A 19,643-nucleotide genomic window follows, 5' to 3' on the forward strand; every position below is an offset into this window, starting at 1 on the left:
AGGCTTAGAACGTCGGGAGTTTTCCACCAGGAATAGGCCCGCCGATCCACTTCTCGTGGAGTTCATTCAGGCGACCGGTCACTTCCTGATAATAGATGAAGTTGTTCAGCCACTGATGCAGCTCTGTCGAGCCTTTACGGGTAGCCATCGACCAATAGAGCGTAAAGATCGGAACGTCTTTCTTGATCTCCAGATTGGTGAGGTTGCGCTTTTTTATGATGTCTTCTGCAACTGTTGCCACCGCCGCTGTCGCATCGACTTGGCCTGAAATCAGGGCTTGCATTGCTAGCGCATCGTCATCAAAACGGACAACTTCCAGTCCTTCGATGCCATAGCCGCTGACCGCCACATCCTGCGTACTTCCCTTTGGCACCGAGATGCGCTTTCCAGCCAGATCCTGCAGAGTTTCGACCTTCAAATCCTTGGCGGCAATGAAACGCATTTCATAAGCGCCATAGGGATTGGTCATGAGAAATGTCTTTGCGCGTTCCGGCGTCGCTGTCATCTGCGCAATCAAAAAGTCAACGCGTCCGGACTCAAGTGCCGCAGAACGAGAAGCGTTATTAACCGGCACAACTTCGAGATTGACGCCAAGTGCCTTAGCCGCATCGCGTGCTACATCGACGAGAAAGCCATCGGTTTTGCCGCTGGCATCAACCGTATCATAGGGCGGAATGCCCGTCAGTACACCGATCGTTACAGTGCCTTTTCCAGTGATATCTGACAGAGACTGAGCAATCGCCGATGATGTACCAAAGCACACAACAGACGCGAAAGATGCCGCAAGCGCAAACCGCCTGAACAGTTTCGTAAACATGATTTCCTCCAGCTTTTTTGTCCAAGCACGCTCCCTGTTGCGCTTCGACCTTTCCTCCCGCGGCGTCTTTTGAATACCCCGATCCTCGTCGAGTAAACGCAGCCTCTGTCATATGACTTATGTCATAAGTTGAGTCAAGCAGCTTTTGTGCTTTCATTTCTATTGAGAAAAATCTTTTGAGCGCGTTAAAAAAGCTGCAAACCAACGATGCGGCGAAGGAACGACGTTCCCGCAGCGCCGAAGCGACTATTTTTCAGAGGGATACCCGAGTTAAGCTCTCAACTGGTAATCAGCGTAATGCTTCGAGTTCAGCGATACGGGCCGCACTGTCTTTTTCAAGAACGCGCGTCATTTCACGAATGATTGTTTCAGCCAGCACGAAAAGTGCCGCCGATGAGTCCCATGCAGACGGCACCGCTATGCGGCCTGCAAGAACATGACGCGATACCCGCGCGATCGGCGAAAGCCACTGGTCAGTCACAAGGATAACTTCCACCCCGCGCCCTCGCGCCTTCTCCGCCAGCCTCAGAAGACTGTCCTGATAACGGCGAATATCAAACACCACGAGCACATCACGCTTGCCCATATCAAGCAGACGATCCCGCCATACACTTTCCTGCCCGCCAAGATGAAAAACATTAGGCCGGATAATGGTCATATGCGCTGCCATATATTGCGCGATAGGGTCGGTGAAACGTCCGCCGATCAGGTAAACATTGCCCTTGGAGTTACAAAGAGCAGCAACTGCCTGTTTAAGTTGCTTCTCGCCCAAATGCCGGAAGCTTTCGCGGATATTCTCAAGCGTATGCTCGACAGCCGGATAGGCCTTGTCCTGCTCTTTGTCCGGCCGCGCATTGCGATGATGCGGAGACTGTAATTGGGCAGCAAGCTCATCCTGCAAACGAGCCTGAAAATCAGGATAATTCTGGAAACCCAGGCGATTGACGAAACGCAGGATTGTCGGCGAACTGACCCCGGCCTGTGCGGAGAATTCAGCGACCGTTTTCAAACCCAACATAGGATAATTCGCGATCAGCGTCTGCGCAGCGCTTCGCTCTCCCGCAGGCATTGCATCGATCCGTTCATTGATCAGTTCAGCGACTGTGGCACTCGTCTGCACGCTGTTTCCATTCAAGCCTGCCCTTTTTAAATTTGGGCGAAATTGTGTTTGACAAATTATCATAGGCCGTATCAAATAATCCGCAATAGCGCATAATCTGAAAAAACGTAACATAAGTTACAGCGCGGGGAACAAACAGAATGACGGACGAGCGAGAAGATCGCACGGCTTCGTGCGCGCCTGTTATTGTCGTAAATGGGAACGGCAACAGCCCTTGGCTGTTAGTCTGCGAACATGCTTCAAACTTGATTCCGGAACGCTTCAACAGCCTTGGTTTAGATGCTGAAGCACTGAAAGCGCACATCGCCTGGGATCCAGGCGCAGTTGAGGTTGCGCGTCGGCTGAGTGCAGGTTTGAACGCGCCTCTGGTGGAGTCCGGGCTGTCTCGTTTGCTGATTGATTGCAATCGGCCACTCCACGCAACTGACCTGATACCGGAGATCAGCGAAACCACTCTCATCCCCGGCAATCATGACCTGAGCTCGATTGAACGCACTGCACGGATCGACCTTTCGCACCGGCCTTTTCATACGCGCATCGAAGAAGTTATCGCGGAACGCGCAAAGCGTGGATTGCCGTCCTGGATCGTCACCATCCATTCGTTCACGCCGGTTTATCGTAGTGTCTCACGGCCGTGGCAGATCGGAATCATCCATGATGAGGATGATCGCATTGCAAAGCCGCTGATTGCAGCGCTTGCGCAAGACAAGAACCTGAATGTCGGCATCAACGAGCCTTACTCGCCCGCCGACCGGGTCTATTACACGCTGGAACGCCACGCGCGCCCACGCAACACGCCTTGCGTGATGATCGAACTGCGCAACAACGAAATTGCGGGTGCAGAAACACAAGCGCAATGGGCAGAACGGCTAATTACAATTTTCGCGGCAATCGGAAACGATCTTGCCTCTCAAACTCAACTCAGCGGATCGAAAGCCTGAAGGAGCGGGAAATGCCCAAGCCAATCAGACTGTTCGTCAAATATGTTGATGCACTGAACTACTATGTCGGGCGTTTTGCGATGTATCTGTTCTTCGTGCTCGGCGCATGTCTTCTTTATTCGACCTTCTCGCGTGTTGTTTTGGGCGTACCGGTCAACTGGGTGCTCGAAATGTCCCAGTTTCTGCTTTCAGCCTATTATCTGCTGGGCGGCGCTTACGCCATGCAACAGGGCGCGCATGTGCGGATGGATCTGTTCTTTGATCGCCTCACACCGCGCAAAAAAGCTATCACAGACATGATCACCATTCTCTTCATCATCTTCTATCTCGGCGTGATGGTGATGGGTGGGATTTCATCAACCAATTACGCAATCACCTACAGCCAGAAAAATTATACGGCATGGGCACCAGTGCTCTGGCCAATTAAACTCATCATGACGGTCGGTATCTTCCTCCTCCTTCTGCAATGTATCTCGAACTTCTTCAAGGATTGGGCGTCGTTACGCGGAAAGCCAATCAATACAATTGCAGGATCGGCGATTGAGGAAGGGCATCACATATGAGTTCGGAACTCATCACCCTTTTCATGTTTGCCACAATGATGCTGCTGCTGATGACGGGGCAGCGTGTCTTCGGTGTCATCGGTTTTGTCGGCGCGATTGCGGCCCTTCTGCTCTGGGGCAAAGGCTCTTTCGAGATGCCTTACAATGCTACTTTCGCGGTACTGAACTGGTATCCGCTGATCACGGTGCCGTTCTTCGTCTTCATGGGTTACATGCTTTCGGAATCCGGTATCGCCAGCAATCTCTACCGCATGTTCCACGTGTGGTTCGGCGGCATTCGCGGCGGTCTGGCTTTGGGCACCATCGGCCTGATGGTTATCATTTCCTGCATGAACGGCCTGAGCGTGGCCGGGATGGCTATTGGTGCAACCGTCGCCCTGCCTGAACTTTTGAAGCGCGGTTATAATAAGGTCATGGTGACAGGCGTTATTCAGGCTGGTAGTTCGCTCGGCATTCTGATTCCGCCAAGTGTGGTTCTCGTCCTTTACGCAATGATCGCACGTCAGCCAGTTCTCCAACTCTGGCTGGCGGGCATCGGTCCAGGTCTGCTGATGGCTACACTTTTTGCCATCTATATTTATATCCGTTGCCGCTTGAACCCCGAGCTTGGACCAACCCTACCCAAGGAGGAGCTCGAGCGGATTACCTGGGCCGAGCGAATCTCCTCACTTCAAGTGGGGCTGCTTCCGCTGGTAATCTTCGGTACCATGATGGGAATGTTTTTGACGGGTATCACAAGCCTCGTGGAAAGCTCGGCCATCGGGGCTCTGCTGGCAACTCTGGCTGCACTGTTCACCAAGCGTCTGACAAAAGCCGTGTGGGAAACCACCACCCGCAACACCCTGACCATCACCTGTATGTTCCTTTGGATCATTCTGGCTGCACTTTGCTTCTCGTCAGTCTATGACGGCCTTGGAGCAGTAAAGGCAATCGAACGGCTTTTACTTGGAACTTTTGATTTGTCGCCTTGGACAATTCTAATTCTGATGCTTTTTTCCTTCATCATATTGGGCATGTTCCTTGACGACACCGCTATGTTGGTGATCGTGGCGCCTCTCTATATTCCACTGGTCAAGAGCCTCGGATTCAACCCCATATGGTTTGGCATTCTCTACACCATCACCTGCCAGATTGCCTATATCACGCCGCCATTCGGATATAATCTCTTCATGATGCGAGCGTTGGCGCCGAAGGAGGTGACATTGATGGATATCTATCGATCCATCGTTCCATTCTTCTTTCTCATGGTGCTGACCATTATCATTCTAATGATCTTTCCTGAGATCGCGATGTGGCTGCCGAACTGGTACATGGGCCGATGAAAACAATTACGGAGGAACACGCATAAGAATGGTCAAAAGAGCCGGAAAGCGGCCAGACCAGCAGCAACAAAGGGAACATCAAACAACAATTGGGAGAATGGGCATGAGCGAGAATAACAAGCTTAATAAACGTGACTTTCTCAAAAGAGCGGGGCTGACAACCGTGGGGGCGTTAGGCGCCACCACACTGGCTACACCTTATGTGCGGGCACAAAGCCCCATTAAATGGCGGCTGCAGACCTATGCCGGTCCAGCACTCGCAGAACACGTTATCAAGCCGTCGATCGATGCTTTTAATAAGGCTGCAAACGGCGAAATGGTGATCGAACTTTATACTGCTGATCAGCTTGTGCCGCAGGGCGAACTTTTCCGTGCTGTGCAGTCAGGTACAATTGATGCGGCACAGAGCGATGATGACTCCATGGCATCACCTGTCGATGTTGCCGTTTTCGGGGCTTATTTCCCATTCGCGTCCCGCTACAGTCTCGATGTGCCAGCACTGTTTAACTGGTATGGCCTCAATGAAATCTGGGAAGAAGCCTATAAGGAAATTCCGGGCGTCACATGGCTGAGTGCTGGTTCGTGGGACCCATGTAACTTCGTTACCACCAAGCCCATCCGCAGCGTTGCCGACCTTCAGGGGTTGCGCGTCTTCACCTTCCCGACGGGCGGACGCTTCCTCACAAAGTTTGGCGTCGTACCTGTGACGCTACCGTGGGAAGACATCGAGGTCGCCATTCAGACCGGCGAACTCGACGGCGTTGCCTGGTGCGGCGCAACCGAGGCTTATACTGTCGGCTGGGCCGACATCAACAAATACTACCTTACCAACAACATCAATGGTGCATGGGCTGGCTCTTATTTCGCGAATACTGAAAAATGGGAGGCAGTACCAGACCATCTCAAAACGCTGTTCCGACTAGCGATGGATTCCTCGCACTATCATCGACAACATTGGTACTGGTGGGGTGAAGCGCATTATCGCACCACCGGCGGCAAACTCGAACTCACCACCATTCCAGAATCCGAATGGAAGCAGATTGAAGACGCCGCGCTTGAGTTCTGGGACGATGTTGCCAAGCAGAGCGAACGCAATGCCAAAGTGGTCGCAATCCTGAAGAAGTATCAGGAAACCATGCGCAATGCGGGTGCGCCTTATCGATACAGTTAACAGTTTAGGGCGTCGCGTAAAAATGCGCGGCGCCCATGATTTTATCCCGTGAGGAGCGAAGCATTAAATGGCCGAACAGTTGACTTTCGACACACTAAAAAAAGCCGTCGCAAATGACGAGATTGACACCGTTCTTGCATGTTTTGTTGACATGCAAGGGCGTCTGATTGGCAAACGCTTCTACGGACCATTCTTTGTGGAATCCGCCCATGATGAAACGCATGGCTGCAATTATCTTTTGGCAGACGACATCGATATGGAACCGGTTCCAGGCTATGAGGCCGCAAGCTGGGACAAGGGATACGGCGATTTTGTCATAAAGCCCGATCTCTCAACATTGCGCCGCGCGCCATGGTTGGAAAAGACAGCAATCGTCCTCTGCGACGTGCTGGATCACCACGATCATGAAGATCTTGCACATTCGCCGCGCGCTATCCTCAAGAAGCAGCTCGCGCGTCTGCACGAGCGCGGCTATCGCGCCTATTTCGCGTCGGAACTCGAATTCTATCTTTTTGACGAGACATATAAAACCGCACGCGCAAAACGCTGGCAGGAGATGGAAACCGCCTCTCCTTATGTGCAGGATTATGTCATCCATCTAACCACCAAGGAAGAGCAGGTTCTGCGCGCCATGCGCAATCATCTGGGTGCCGCGGGTATCCCGGTTGAAAACTCCAAAGGTGAATGGGGACCGGGACAACAGGAACTCAATGTTCGCTACGCAGAAGCGCTGGAAATGGCCGACCGCCATGTCATTATGAAAAATGCCATGAAGGAAATTGCCGAGGCCCATGGCAAGTGTATCACTTTCATGGCGAAGTATGATTATAGCAGAGCGGGAAGCTCGAGCCATATCCACAACTCCATCTGGAGTGCCGACGGCAAAGAACCGCTGTTCTTCGATCCCAAAGCACCCAATACGATGACGCCGCTTATGCGCTCATGGGTGGCGGGCCAGCTCAAGTACGCTGTTGATTACACCTATTTTCTGGCACCCTATATCAACTCCTACAAGCGTTTTCAGGCGGGCACATTCGCACCCACAAAAATCATGTGGAGCCAGGACAATCGCACGGCGGGTTTCCGGCTCTGCGGCGAAGGCACCAAAGGCATTCGCATCGAGTGCCGGATCGGCGGTGCCGATCTCAACCCTTATCTGGCCTTTGCAGCGCTTATTGCAGCAGGGCTTAGGGGGATCGACGAAAATCTGGAGCTGGAAGACCCATTTGTGGGGGACGCCTACAGCGCGGTCAAACTCAAGGAAATTCCATACACGCTACGTGAAGCGGCAGAGGCCCTCAAAAACTCGGCATTCCTCAAGGAAGCGCTCGGTGAAAAAGTGGTCAATCACTATGTCCACACCGCGCACTGGGAGCAGATTGAATATGACCGCCGCGTCACAGACTGGGAACTGCATCGCGGTTTTGAACGCTATTAAATTATATAAAGCATAGAGGAATTGCCCAATGAGCGGCACGGCCAGAATTATCTCCCCTATCGATGGCTCGATTTATGCAGAACGCGCCTATGCCAGTGACACCGCGATCCATGCGGCGGTCACAGCGGCGCGCCGGGCGCAACACGGCTGGGCAGCTACAAGTATCGCAGAACGCGCACACTATTGCCGTTTGGCACTTGATGCGCTCGCTGCACTGCAGGACGAGATCATCCCCGAAATCGCATGGCAAATGGGGCGGCCTACGCGCTATGGCGGCGAGAATGGCGGCGTTCAGGAACGCGGTCAGTATATGATCGACATCGCAGAAGAAGCACTGGAGCCTTATGTTCCAGCACAGAAAGATGGCTTTCGCCGTTACGTAAAGCACGTTCCGCTCGGCGTGGTCATGGTCATCGCACCTTGGAACTATCCCTATCTCACCGCCGTCAACACGGTCATTCCGGCATTGATGGCGGGCAATACTGTTCTTCTTAAACACGCCACACAAACTCTGCTAACGGGCGAACGCTTCGCGCAAGCATTTGAGAAGGCTGGTATTCCAAAAGGCGTGTTCCAGAATATCGTTCTTGATCATACATCTACGGAAAAGCTGCTGGGGTCTGGCTCAATCGACCATATTAATTTTACCGGCTCCGTCGGCGGTGGCCGGGCAATCGAAAAGGCAGCCTCCGGCACTTTCATGTCGCTGGGGCTCGAGCTTGGCGGAAAAGACCCGGCCTATGTGCTGCCCGACGTCAATCTCGACCATGCCGTTGCCAATCTGGTCGATGGTGCCTTTTTCAATTCCGGTCAATGCTGCTGCGGTATCGAACGTATCTATGTGCATGAGGCCGTCTATGACCGCTTCGTCGATGGATTCATCGACCTCACAAAGCAATATGTGGTCGGCAATCCGCTCGATAGCGCAACCACGCTGGGACCGATGGCGCAGGCACGATTTGCCGATCTCATCCGCGAGCAGAAGGCCGAAGCCTTGCGCAAGGGTGCCAAAGCGCACGTCAATATGAAGGTTGAGAGCGACATCGCCAGTTCACCTTATATTGCACCAGAAGTGCTAACTCATGTCGACCACCAGATGAGTGTCATGCGTGAAGAAAGCTTTGGCCCCATTGTTGGCATCATGAAAGTGCGCAATGATGAGGAAGCGCTCGCGCTGATGAATGATAGCATCTACGGCCTCACCGCTTCGTTATGGACAAGCGACACGGACCATGCAGCGAGCCTTGGCGACCGCATCGAGACCGGAACGGTCTTCATGAACCGCTGCGATTACCTCGACCCGGCACTGGTCTGGACAGGGGTGAAAGATACCGGCAAGGGTGCTGCCCTTTCGCCCATTGGTTACAGCAATCTCACGCGACCAAAATCCTTCCACCTGCGTGAAAAAATCTGAACAATTTCTCTGACGCATTATTCGGAAAAAATGACATGACCACTCTGACTGCCAAATGGAATTTCCCGACAACCGTGCTTTTTGGGCCAGGTCGCATAAAGGAACTGCCTGCAGTTCTCAAAGCAGCCGGTATTGAACGCCCATTGTTCGTTACCGATCCCGGCCTCGCAAAACTTCCCGTCGTCGCTTCCACACTCGCTATTCTTGAAGGAGCCAGCGTCAAATATGCAGTCTTCTCCGATGTGAAGCCCAATCCGGTTGAAAGCAATCTTTATGCTGGTGTGCAGGTTTTTAAAGACGGCAAGCATGACGGCGTGATTGCTTTTGGTGGAGGCTCGGCGCTTGATCTAGGCAAGCTCATCGCTTTTCAGGCAGGCCAGACCCGCGATGTCTGGGACTTTGAAGACATTGGCGACTGGTGGACCCGCGCCGACAGCAATGCGATTGCACCTATCATCGCAGTACCGACAACCGCTGGTACCGGCTCGGAAGTTGGACGCGCCGGCGTGCTGACCAATGAATCCACCCATACAAAAAAAGTCATTTTCCACCCCAAAATGCTGCCTGTAACGGTCATTGCCGATCCAGAGCTTTCGACCGGTATGCCGCCCTTCATCACGGTAGGAACCGGCATGGATGCATTGGCACATTGTCTGGAAGCCTATTGCGCACCGGGCTTTCATCCGATGGCTGACGGCATTGCGGTTGAAGGCATCCGTCTTGTGTTTGAAAATCTGCCCAAAGCTTATGTCGATGGGGCAGATATTGAAGCGCGCGCCAATCTGATGGCCGCAGCTTCAATGGGAGCAACTGCGTTTCAGAAAGGGCTTGGTGCCATCCACTCCCTCTCTCACCCAATCGGCGCGCTTTACGACACGCATCATGGCATGACCAATGCCGTCTTCATGCCCTATGTGCTCAAGCACAACCAGGCAGCTATCGAAAAGCGCATTGAACGCCTTGCCGATTATCTGGATATTGAAGGTGGTTTCGATGGCTTTGTTGATGCTATCTTGAAGCTGCGCACAGACCTCGGCGTGCCGAATACATTGCCGGAATTCGTCAAAGGCCTTGAACTGGATACAGCCCGCAAAGACCTCATCGCCGAGATGGCCATCGTCGATCCAACGGCTGGCGGCAATCCAATCGAGCTCACAAAACAGGGCGCACTCGATTTGCTGAATGCAGCCTTGACTGGAAAACTCTGACCGGAACCCGGTCAGAGTATTCTCAAATTTATAGCATTTTCAGCAAAAGTGCGAAGCGGTTCCAACGATTTAATCTTAACTGGAACCACTTTAAGCGTAGTTGCGAATTCGCGGCTACGCTTTTTGTTCAACCAGATCGCGTCGTTCTCTGGCTTCCGCATCAAGCTTTTGCGCTTTCTCAACAGAGAGCACGGACACCGTGGTGATCAGGCAATAAAGCGCAGTAATCACGGCGACTGGCCAGGCGGATTCGTACCAGCTTACCAGAGCTGTTGCGAGCAGCGGCAGTGGGCCAACAAAGAGCGCGCCCGTTACTTCTCGCGCAAAGGCAATCGCACTGTAGCGAACTTCCGTTGGAAAAATATCGCAGTAAAACGATGGCTGAACGCCGAACGAAGAACGCGCACCAATCGCATGGCCGATGATAATCAGCACCACTGCAGTCCAAGGCGTACCGGCACCCAGAAGCTGGAAATAGACCAGCGAGTAAATTGCAGCTGCAGCGGAACCCATAGCCATGATCGGCACGCGGCCAACACGGTCAGATAGAGCGCCAAATACCACGCACATAACCGCACCGAATGCACTTGAAAGCATCACGCCCATAAGAATGATTTCCCGCGGGAAACCGAGCTTAGATGTCGCGTAGGCCAATGTGAATGTTTGAAACACATAGGACAGGTTTGGAGCGAGGTTTGCGCCCATTGCCGCCAGCATCGTTCTTGGGTGGTCCCGCAGAACTTCAAGCACCGGCAGTTTGGCGTCGCGACGCTCTTCCTTTACCTGCAAAAACTCAGGCGATTCTGGCACTTTCTGACGAATGTAGATGCCAAGAAACAGCACCAGACCGCTCAAAAGGAACGGCACGCGCCAGCCCCAGCTCATGAAGGCTTCTTCCGGCAGAAGCGTGAAAAGCGCAAAGACGCCTGCTGCAAGAATTGTCGCCACATCAACAGCTGCGGCAGGAAGACTTGCAAAGAAACCGCGGCGATTGCCTGCGATTTCCCCCGCCATGACCACAGCGCCCGCATATTCTGCACCAGCACCAAGCCCCTGAACGACGCGAAGAGCCAGCAACAGGATCGGTGCCCAAATACCGATTGAATCATAAGTCGGCAGGCAACCGATCAATGTGGTGCTGATACCCATCATCAGAAGGGTAAGCATCAACACAGGCTTGCGCCCGATGCGATCGCCCATCCAGCCAAAGACGATGCCGCCAAGCGGACGCACCAGAAAGCCGACCGTATAGGTCGCAAAAGACGCAATGATACCGGTAGTCGGATCGAATTGCGGAAAGAACAGATGATTGAAGATCAGCGCTGCAGCCGTCGCGTAAAGAATGAAGTCATACCATTCAATGACGGTGCCGATGGTGCTGGCAAAAATCGTACTGCCAAGCGCCTTCTGCTTGCTTTTAGTTTCGGTTGTCAAAATCCCTCTCCCTCGATTTGACGTATATAAAGCCCCCGGCCTTTGTTAGCGCCGCTTGAAAACCGGCGCTCTTTTCTCCTTGAACGCCGCTCGCCCCTCCTGCGCATCAGCAGTTGCAAAGCAGATGGTTTGCAGGTCGCGCTCATACTCGATGGCTTTTTCAAGCGGCATCGAGACAGAAGCTTTGAGGTTGAGCTTCGCGGTTTCGGCAGCAATCGGTGCGCGCGATGAGATCACACTCGCAATTTCGCGCGCCCGCGTGAGCAGATCAGCCTGCGGCACGACTTCACTCACAAGCCCCCAGCGCTCCGCCTTCTCGGCTGAAATCGGGTCGCCTGTCATAATCATCAACGCTGCGTTGGATGCGCCAATAGAGTGCGCCAGATGGGCCGCCATGCCACCACCACCGATCCAACCGAGTTTGATCTCAGGTGCAGCAAATTGCGCATTTTCAGACGCAATGCGGATATCGCAGGACATCGCGGTTTCAAGCCCGCCACCAAAGGCATAACCATTGACGGCCGCAATCGATGGCTTAAGAAGCGCGCGGAATGCATCGCAGTAATCCGGCCGGTTGCGGAACTGCCAAGGCGTCTCATAGGTATCGAGTTCGCGAATATCCGAGCCCGCGCAAAATGCACGTTCTCCAGCGCCCGTCAGAATAACGCAACGGATCGTGTCGCTGTCGTTGCATTCGGTCACGGCTGCAACGATTGCATCAGCCATTTCCGGCGTCACGGCATTGAGTTTCTGCGGACGGTTCAAGGTGATAACGGCAACCGCGCCATCGATTTCGAATTTGATGTCTTCAGTCATGCAAAACTACCTTTCACCTGCATGCACGCGCGAAACGGCGTAGAGAGTTTGCAGCTCATTCAATACTGCAGATGCCGGGCGACGTTCATCAAAGGCCGCCCCCAAAAGCGCCGAAGCCTTGCCCTGAAAGGCGATGTAGCCATCGTGGCGCGGACGCACATAGGCCTGCTCCAGTGTGTCCGCCGTGTTGCGATAGAAGTTGCCCCATCGCCGGTTCACCCGCTCGTCGTGCCAGGCGTCGCGGCGCGATGGCTGGCCTTCATGATCGGGAATGAAACCGGACTGGGCTTCGCGGCTCATCAGCCACAAAAGATGACTTTTGAGCGACGAGGTGATGTGAGCGCGGCGCGAAATACCAATGCCCGTGCCGCCCAGTGTTGAGCCAGGACGGCTGCCAGTGGCGGAGCTTGGCGCATTGTGAAACGCGACAGGCTTTCCACTTTGCGGCGCTGCATAATTCACATAACCATAGACCAGCGGGCTCAATGCAACATCGTCATGCTCGGCCATATGGCCCAATATACCGATGGGATTCTTATGCCTGACAGATGCCGGGCTGCGCGCCGCAAGTTCTGCCATCAGGTCATAGACCTGCTGCCCCACACTTTTTGAAACCAGTATGTTCGGGTCTTTTTCAGCAGGTGCCTCGCCAAAAGCTGCCGCGATAGACAGAAAAGACAGGCAAGCATGTGGGCCAGCAAGCGAAAGCGCAACCTTGCCACTTTGCTGCGATAGACGAAGCACATCATCCCAAATGACAGGCACGCAATCTGAGAGATCAGGACGAAGAGCCATAACCTGCGTTGCGGCATCAAGCGGCAATGCCCAATGCTTGCCTGCAAAGCGGTAACTCGTCAATGACGGACCAATACTCGCCTTGGCAAGCTCAGCAACCGTTTCAGCACCAAACACGTCTTCAAGCGAAAGCAGACAATCGCCGGAAATGGCCTCGCCCACATGGGGATGATCGAGAACCACGAGATCATAGCGGGCGCAGAGATCAGCAATCGGGTGAGATTCAAAACCTTCTAGCGGCTGCTTGTCCCAATGGATGTTGAGACCGGCAGCAATAACATCCGGTAATTTTGATGCCGTCGCCAATGCATTATAGCCACGCGGATGATCCCAGGTGAGAGCTTTAATCACCTGCATTTCAGATGTTCCCCGACACGATGGCACCTGATTTTTCAAGTGCTTCAATCTTGTCTGCCGCATATCCGGCTTCGGCCAGCACATCCCGCGTATCCTGCCCGGTCACGGGTGCGCCACGGTCTACCGTCGATGGCGTCTTGGAAAAGCGGATCGGGAAGCCCGGCGTTTTTACCTTGCCTTCGGTCGGATGCTCATATTCGACAAAGGTGCCGTTATGCTTGATTTGCTCATCGTCCACGAGATCGGCATAGCCATAGACAGGCCCGCACCAAATATCGGCTGCGCGAAGAAGCTCCAGCCATTCGGCAGAGGTTTTCGTTTTCAGCTTATCGCGTGTCTTGGCAAAGATTTCATCGCGGCGCGCCCAGGTATCAACCTCATCATTCATGGTGAGGAAACTGTCTTCGCCGATCACTTCACCCAGCGTTTTCAGCTTCGGAAAAGCGACAATGATAAAGCCGTCAGAGGTCGCAAAAGCACCGTAAGGCGCCCGGATATAGACATGGGCATGTGGCTCTTCCGAACGGGTTTGCGGCTTGCCACCGACCGTGAATACCGAAAGTTCCTGCATCTGAATGGTGGTGATCGCATCCAGCATATTGACCTGCACCAACTGCCCCTCCCCCGTGCGCTCGCGATGGAGAAGTGCTGCAAGCGCGCCTTCAAAAGCAGTATAAGCGGTGATTGCATCAACCAAATATTGCCCAGCAGCGGTTGGCGGCTCGCCCTCACGGCCTGCCGAAAGCATAGCGCCCGACATACCTTGCAAAACGAGATCCTGCCCCGGACGATGGACATAAGGACCATCTTCGCCATAACCGGAGATCGAAACATAGATCAGCTTTGGATTGATCTTTGAAAGCGACTCGTAGTCGACGCCAAGACGCTTTGCGACGCCCGGGCGATAATTTTGCAAAAACACGTCGGCGGTTTTGACAAGGTCAAGAAGCACCTGTTTGCCGTCTGGTGATTTCAGATCGACCGCAAGCGAACGCTTGTTACGGTTGAGCGACAGGAAAGAGACATTAACGCGATTGCCTTCGGCACCGCCCGCCGCCACATGGCGCTGCCATTCGCCTGTCGTCGGCTCAACCTTCACCACATCGGCACCAAGATCACCCAAACGCTGCGCTGCAAATGGCCCGGCCATCGCAATTGAACAATCCAGCACACGAAAGCCTGATAAAACACCCATGGCAGCTCCACTCCCTGCTCAAATCCATTCGCGTCAGAACCTATCCAATATTTTTGCCTTGTCTATAGTGAGCGCTAACATTTTTATATTCATATCCTCATGATTTATGAGATAATTCTATAAACTGGTTTAGCGCTAACATTTTTCAATTGACGTAATGGCGCATATGTGAATAAAGTTTTTACAAGTGAACGGGAGGTTCACGCTGGAGGAGAACACATGACCAGAATTTGCTCAGGCCTTGGTTTGAAGGCACTCACACTCGCCATTTTGTCGGCATCTGCACTGGGCGCGAGTGCGCAAAATCAGGACCGCGCGGCATTACTCGGCACCCTGCCAACCGAAATTCAGGCACTTTACACCGATGTGGTTGAAGTTGGGCCTTCTGCTTATGGTGATTTCAAGGCGCCCGCCAAGCCATGGCGCTGGTGCCATTCGGAATCCTATATGGGCAATCCGTGGCGTGTGACCTTCAATGACGAACTCAAGCGCCTTGTGGATGGAGCTATAGCCGCAGGTGATGTATCTGAATATGTTGTTTCAGACTCCAATGGTGATGCCACACAGCAGATTTCGCAAATTCGCGCCTTCATCGAGCAGGGCTGTAATGTCATCACGACGATTGCCGGTTCTTCCACCGCGCTCAATGCAGTGATTGACGATGCCTATAAGGCTGGCATTCCGGTTATAACGTCCGCTGGTTCCGTAACGACCCCTAATGCGATCAATGTCATGCACAACCAGAACCTCTGGGGCTACCAGATGGGCAAAGGCATTGCGGAAGTGCTCAAAGATGGCGGCACAGTCCTTCAGGTTGAGGGCATTTCCGGTCATCCGCTTGTACAGCAGGAAAATGCTGGACTTGAAAAAGCGGTTGAAGAGGCCGGTAATCTCAAGATTGCCCGTAAAGTGAGCGGCGAGTGGACCGGCACGACAACGAAATCGGCAGTGCTTCAGGCACTTGCCACCACACCGCAGCAAATTGATGCAGTCTGGTCGACGGGCAGCGAAGCACGCTTTATTGCGGAAGCCTTCCATCAGGCGGGCCGTCCGCTTCCCTTGATTGCCGCTTCCATTTCAGGCGATGCACTTGGCTACTGGAATGCCAATCAGGACACGTTCAAGTTCTATGGCGGTGAAGTATCACCGCATGTTGCAGCTCAGAACGCCTTCCGTGTGGCATTACGGGTTCTTGAAGGTCAGAAGCCGCTCGTCAACACGATCATCGCTCCGATGCCGCTTGTGACGCAGGCCGACCTTCCAAATTGGTACAAAGACTGCATGAAGCCAGATTCCGCGGCCATCTTCCCGATACCGCCGCAGGATCCATTCCCGGAAGAACTGCTCAATGGCTACTTCTCGAACGGAAGTGCCACCGCGCTTTATGATTTCGCGAAAGTTCCAGCCTCCTGCTCCAAGTGAGAGCTTGCAGGACCACGTGCTGAATAACGTCATTGCCAAGATCAAATTGGTCCAAATCACTTGGCCCAAACCATTGGCAATGACTTTCGCTTATCGCATGCAGAAAGTCATTTCATTATGCCAGACTCTGAGCATCCCCCGCTGGGCACGTCCAGCATACACAGGCTGCTTGCCGAAGCGGGGCTGCCCAACATCACGCACACTCCGGTCATGTCACTACAGGTTGAAAACCTTGAAAAGCGCTATGGTGAAACAATTGCGCTCACAAATGCCAATGTGATTTTCAGCCATGGGGTTCATACGATCCTAGGGGAGAACGGATCAGGCAAGAGCACGATGCTGAAAATATTGTCTGGCGTGGTCGCCCCCACGCATGGGCGTGTCGTTCTCAACGACAAAACCGTCTCGGCCAGATCGCCTGCAGATATGAAGGCACTGGGCCTTGCGACGGTTTTTCAGGAAGTGTTGATCGCTCCGCATCGTTCGGTGCTCGAGAATATCTTTCTCGGATTTGACGGGCTCATTACCCGTAAAGTCAGCAAATCAGTGCGCGAAAAGGCAGCCCATGCAGTTCTGTCAAAAATTGCACGCTTTCCGATCGACTTGCACGCAGCGGCGGGTAGCCTGTCACTTGCAGCGCAGCAGCTCGTTGTGATTGCGCGCGCCTTCATCAGCCGTCCTTCGATCCTGCTTCTCGATGAAGCAACAGCAGCGCTCGACTATGCAGATCGTGATCTCGTCTTTGAAACAATCGAAGATTATGCTGCATCCGGCAATATTGTGATCTTCATTTCGCACCGGCTGGAAGAAGTGAAACGCCTTTCCGATGAGGTCACGGTGCTGCGCAGTGGCCATGTTGTCGATACGCTCAAAAGGCAGCAGATAAACAGCCAGATCCTTCTGGAACTCATGGCGCCGGAGGCTCATCTCCATGTTGAATGATCAAATCATTCTTACCTATGAAAATCTCGTGCTTGCCCCGGGGCGCGAAGCGCTATCAGGCACCATCCGCGCAGGTGAGATTACCGGACTTGCAGGTCTTGAAGGACATGGCCAAGAGCAGTTTCTGCTGGCGCTTGCAGGCTTCAATCAGCCTCGTCATTCAAAGGTAGAAATCGTCACCCGGTCCGGCGTGCAGAGTGCCTATAGCAATCATCACAATGCAGCCAGGTGCGGTGTGGTTTATTTACCGCGTGACCGGCGCGCGACCGGCATTTTCCCTGTGCTTTCCGTACTCGACAATTTTGGCATGCCTTCCATGCCACGTTTTTCATGGGGTGGCATTCTCAACCGCCGCAAACAGAAGGAAGAGCTGCAGCGATATACCGAATTTCTATCTATCCGCTATCCGGCAATGGAAGCGCCGATCACGGCACTCAGCGGCGGCAATCAGCAAAAAGTGCTGCTCGCGCGGCTTTTGGCGCTCAAACCGCGTGTAATGCTGCTCAACGATCCGACACGCGGCGTTGATCTCAACACCCGCATGAAATTCTATGAAGCCTTCCGTAAACTCGCCCGTGAAGAAGGTATCGCGCTCGTCATCCTGTCGAGCGAAATCGAAGAAATCCTGCAAATCTGCGACAGCGTTTCAGTGTTCCGCGATTTTGAATGCTCAAAAACCATCGGCAAATCCGAAATGTCGATGTCGGGCGTCCTTGCAGCCATGTTCGGACAGGATGAGGTGGAGCTATGATCTTAACCGACAACAAAAGCGGCTTTCGGCGCATCTTCTGCGGCAGTCAGGAAACACGGCTCGCCGCAATCCTGTTCATCATTCTGCTTGTCATCAATATTGTGCTTAACCCGGTACGCTTTGCACCGTCAAACTGGGGCTCGGTGTTGGGGCTTGCGGCCCCGTTGCTGCTGACTTCGCTCGCAATTACCATCCCGTTTCTTGCCGGGCGCGGCTCGATTGACATTTCCGTTGGTCCGCTCGTGGGTTTGATCAATGTCATTCTCGTTCAGATACTGATCACAAAAGGCGGCATATCCTCGCCCTTCATCATTATCCCCGCAGCAATTGCACTCGGCATTCTAGCTGGCGCATTAAATGGCCTTCTGGCGGCGATCATCCGCATTCAGCCAATTGTTGCAACGCTTGGCACCTACTTGATCTTTGGCGGGCTGGCACTCACCATCCTGCCGTCCCCATCTGGCTCGGTGCCTGCATGGCTGTCATCTTTGGCGGGTCCATGGTCCATTCTGCCAGTGGGCGCTGCGGTTCTGATATGGATCGGTATCAAACGCCTGCCTTTCTATGAGGCGCTTATGGCCGTCGGCAGCGAGGATCGAGCCGCCTACACCGCTGGTGTCAATGTTCCTCTCGTACGCTTCATCGCTTACGTTCTGGCCGGATTATTTGCAGGACTGGCAGCATTGTCGCTCACAGCTCTCATTGGCTCGGGTGATCCGATCATCGGCCCCGGCTATACGCTGATAGCTATTGCTGCAATCGCCCTTGGCGGCGTTAGCCTCGCCGGCGGTGTTGGCGGATTAACCGCAGCATTTCTAGGTGCAGCATGTATTTTCCTGCTGCAAAGCATGTTGACGGCCTTCAACGTCTCGACCTTCGTGCTGCAGGCAGTCTATGGCGCAGTACTTGTTCTGGCTGTCTGCCTCAACTCCGAAAAACTCAAACTCTATTTCCGACGCAAGGTGGCACAGTCATGATTAAGGCACTGGCTACAAATCGCGCTCTGGTCGCCTTCATCGGGGTGGTGCTGGTGTTCTTCTTGGGGGCAGCCCTCATTCCGGGCTTTGCCAGCCTTTTCTCCATTCGCGCCATGCTGGTTCTGGCAGCACTACTTGCTATTGCAGCACTTGGTCAGACGCTGGTGATGATCCTTGGTGGCATCGACCTTTCCATTCCGTTTGTGATCGGCTTTGCCAATGTAGTCTTCGCCAGCCTCTATGGCGATGGAATGTCACCGCTTTCGGCCGGTATTATCGTGCTGACATCGGCGGGGCTGATCGGTGCGTTTTCCGGTGCATTATCGGCAGCGCTTTCCATCCACCCACTCATCGTCACGCTTGGTGTCGGAACGATGGTTCAAGCGAGCGTACAAATTTGGACACGCGGCTTGCCGACAGGTTCAGCACCCGCTTTCATCAATGATTTCGTGTCACTGGGTGGCAGCATCGGGCCTTTGCCATTCCCTTGGCTGATCCCGTTTACAATTTTGCTAACCCTTGGCACCGTCTTTGTGTTGCGTGGTACGATTTATGGCCGCAAGCTTTATGCGTTGGGTTCAAACATCAAAGCCGCCGAACTGGCACTGATCAGACCAGTTGCAATGTGGGCAATCACCTTTTGTCTGAGTGCCATGTTTGCGGCACTTGCTGGCATTCTTCTGCTCGGCTTCACCGGCTCTTCAAGTGCGACAGTGGGCACGCCCTATCTTTTCCAAACGGTTTCTGCAGTCGTCATCGGCGGAACCGCGCTGATCGGCGGGCGCGGCGGGTTTGTCGGGACGGTGGCGGGTGCGATCATGCTGATGGAACTACGCACGTTTCTCATCGGCATGGGATTTTCGGATGCTATGGTACAGTCGTCACTTGGTGTCCTCATCCTGCTTCTGGTCGCAGCCTATGGCCGTGATCGTCATATCCGCAACCTTATCTGAAGGAGAA

18 protein-coding genes are annotated in these 19,643 nt (G+C 53.6%); 12 read left to right on the forward strand and 6 right to left on the reverse strand.

Going from position 1 to position 19,643, the window contains the following annotated elements; all coding sequences use genetic code 11:
- Positions 1-4 precede the first annotated feature (4 nt).
- Both QSJ70_RS12500 and QSJ70_RS12505 read right to left on the reverse strand, forming a co-directional pair.
- Positions 5-817, reverse strand: coding sequence for a transporter substrate-binding domain-containing protein (locus QSJ70_RS12500; protein WP_215778433.1), 813 nt, complete (start codon positions 815-817; stop codon positions 5-7).
- A 289-nt stretch (positions 818-1,106) separates the two neighbouring features.
- Positions 1,107-2,051 (reverse strand): MurR/RpiR family transcriptional regulator, encoded by a 945-nt coding sequence (locus QSJ70_RS12505; RefSeq protein ID WP_256443866.1) that lies wholly within the window; start codon positions 2,049-2,051, stop codon positions 1,107-1,109.
- Positions 2,052-2,077: 26 nt separating this feature from the next.
- Here QSJ70_RS12505 and QSJ70_RS12510 point away from each other — a divergent pair, with 26 nt between their 5' ends.
- From QSJ70_RS12510 to QSJ70_RS12540, 7 genes are all read left to right on the forward strand, one after another.
- Positions 2,078-2,878, forward strand: coding sequence for an N-formylglutamate amidohydrolase (locus tag QSJ70_RS12510; RefSeq protein ID WP_285536753.1), 801 nt, complete (start codon positions 2,078-2,080; stop codon positions 2,876-2,878).
- 11 nt (positions 2,879-2,889) lie between these two features.
- Positions 2,890-3,441: a TRAP transporter small permease subunit gene (locus QSJ70_RS12515; RefSeq protein ID WP_215778429.1), complete on the forward strand. Its 552-nt coding sequence runs from the start codon at positions 2,890-2,892 to the stop codon at positions 3,439-3,441.
- Positions 3,438-4,763 carry a TRAP transporter large permease gene (locus tag QSJ70_RS12520; protein WP_215778428.1) on the forward strand — a complete coding sequence of 442 codons (1,326 nt, stop codon included), beginning with the start codon at positions 3,438-3,440 and terminating at the stop codon, positions 4,761-4,763. The genes QSJ70_RS12515 and QSJ70_RS12520 overlap by 4 nt, the downstream gene beginning before the upstream one ends.
- Positions 4,764-4,866: 103 nt before the next feature.
- Positions 4,867-5,934 (forward strand): TRAP transporter substrate-binding protein, encoded by a 1,068-nt coding sequence (locus tag QSJ70_RS12525; protein WP_215778427.1) that lies wholly within the window; start codon positions 4,867-4,869, stop codon positions 5,932-5,934.
- Between the two features lie 67 nt (positions 5,935-6,001).
- The gene (locus tag QSJ70_RS12530) at positions 6,002-7,372 is read left to right on the forward strand and encodes a glutamine synthetase family protein (protein WP_285536756.1); all 1,371 of its coding nucleotides are present in this window, start codon (positions 6,002-6,004) and stop codon (positions 7,370-7,372) included.
- Between the two features lie 28 nt (positions 7,373-7,400).
- Positions 7,401-8,786, forward strand: a complete 1,386-nt coding sequence (locus tag QSJ70_RS12535) for an aldehyde dehydrogenase family protein (protein ID WP_285536758.1) — start codon at positions 7,401-7,403, stop codon at positions 8,784-8,786.
- 35 nt (positions 8,787-8,821) lie between these two features.
- Positions 8,822-9,994 carry an iron-containing alcohol dehydrogenase gene (locus QSJ70_RS12540; RefSeq protein WP_285536760.1) on the forward strand — a complete coding sequence of 391 codons (1,173 nt, stop codon included), beginning with the start codon at positions 8,822-8,824 and terminating at the stop codon, positions 9,992-9,994.
- A gap of 114 nt (positions 9,995-10,108) precedes the next feature.
- Here the strand turns inward: QSJ70_RS12540 and QSJ70_RS12545 are convergent, their stop codons facing one another.
- From QSJ70_RS12545 to QSJ70_RS12560, 4 genes are read right to left on the reverse strand one after another with little or no spacing between them, the layout of a single operon-like run.
- A complete protein-coding gene (locus tag QSJ70_RS12545) occupies positions 10,109-11,428 on the reverse strand; it encodes an MFS transporter (protein ID WP_215778413.1) in 1,320 nt (439 codons plus the stop codon).
- 45 nt (positions 11,429-11,473) lie between these two features.
- Positions 11,474-12,244: an enoyl-CoA hydratase/isomerase family protein gene (locus QSJ70_RS12550; protein WP_215778411.1), complete on the reverse strand. Its 771-nt coding sequence runs from the start codon at positions 12,242-12,244 to the stop codon at positions 11,474-11,476.
- Positions 12,245-12,250: 6 nt separating this feature from the next.
- Positions 12,251-13,396, reverse strand: coding sequence for a type 2 periplasmic-binding domain-containing protein (locus QSJ70_RS12555; protein ID WP_285536762.1), 1,146 nt, complete (start codon positions 13,394-13,396; stop codon positions 12,251-12,253).
- Between the two features lies 1 nt (position 13,397).
- Entirely contained in the window at positions 13,398-14,591 is a 1,194-nt protein-coding gene (locus tag QSJ70_RS12560; protein ID WP_215778407.1) for a CaiB/BaiF CoA transferase family protein, read from the reverse strand.
- 219 nt (positions 14,592-14,810) lie between these two features.
- Between QSJ70_RS12560 and QSJ70_RS12565 the strand changes: the two genes are divergently transcribed.
- The 5 genes from QSJ70_RS12565 to QSJ70_RS12585 all read left to right on the forward strand — a co-directional run bounded on the left by QSJ70_RS12565 (position 14,811) and on the right by QSJ70_RS12585 (position 19,636).
- Positions 14,811-16,013: a substrate-binding domain-containing protein gene (locus QSJ70_RS12565; RefSeq protein ID WP_215778405.1), complete on the forward strand. Its 1,203-nt coding sequence runs from the start codon at positions 14,811-14,813 to the stop codon at positions 16,011-16,013.
- Positions 16,014-16,130: 117 nt separating this feature from the next.
- A complete protein-coding gene (locus QSJ70_RS12570) occupies positions 16,131-16,955 on the forward strand; it encodes an ATP-binding cassette domain-containing protein (protein ID WP_215778403.1) in 825 nt (274 codons plus the stop codon).
- Positions 16,945-17,706 carry an ATP-binding cassette domain-containing protein gene (locus QSJ70_RS12575; RefSeq protein WP_215778401.1) on the forward strand — a complete coding sequence of 254 codons (762 nt, stop codon included), beginning with the start codon at positions 16,945-16,947 and terminating at the stop codon, positions 17,704-17,706. The genes QSJ70_RS12570 and QSJ70_RS12575 overlap by 11 nt, the downstream gene beginning before the upstream one ends.
- Positions 17,703-18,683, forward strand: a complete 981-nt coding sequence (locus tag QSJ70_RS12580) for an ABC transporter permease (protein ID WP_285536767.1) — start codon at positions 17,703-17,705, stop codon at positions 18,681-18,683. The genes QSJ70_RS12575 and QSJ70_RS12580 overlap by 4 nt, the downstream gene beginning before the upstream one ends.
- Positions 18,680-19,636: an ABC transporter permease gene (locus QSJ70_RS12585; RefSeq protein ID WP_285536769.1), complete on the forward strand. Its 957-nt coding sequence runs from the start codon at positions 18,680-18,682 to the stop codon at positions 19,634-19,636. Before QSJ70_RS12580 ends, QSJ70_RS12585 begins: the two co-directional genes overlap by 4 nt.
- Positions 19,637-19,643: the final 7 nt, after the last annotated feature.

The sequence above is a fragment of the Brucella sp. NBRC 12950 genome (assembly GCF_030268145.1).
Classification (GTDB): Bacteria; Pseudomonadota; Alphaproteobacteria; order Rhizobiales; family Rhizobiaceae; genus Brucella.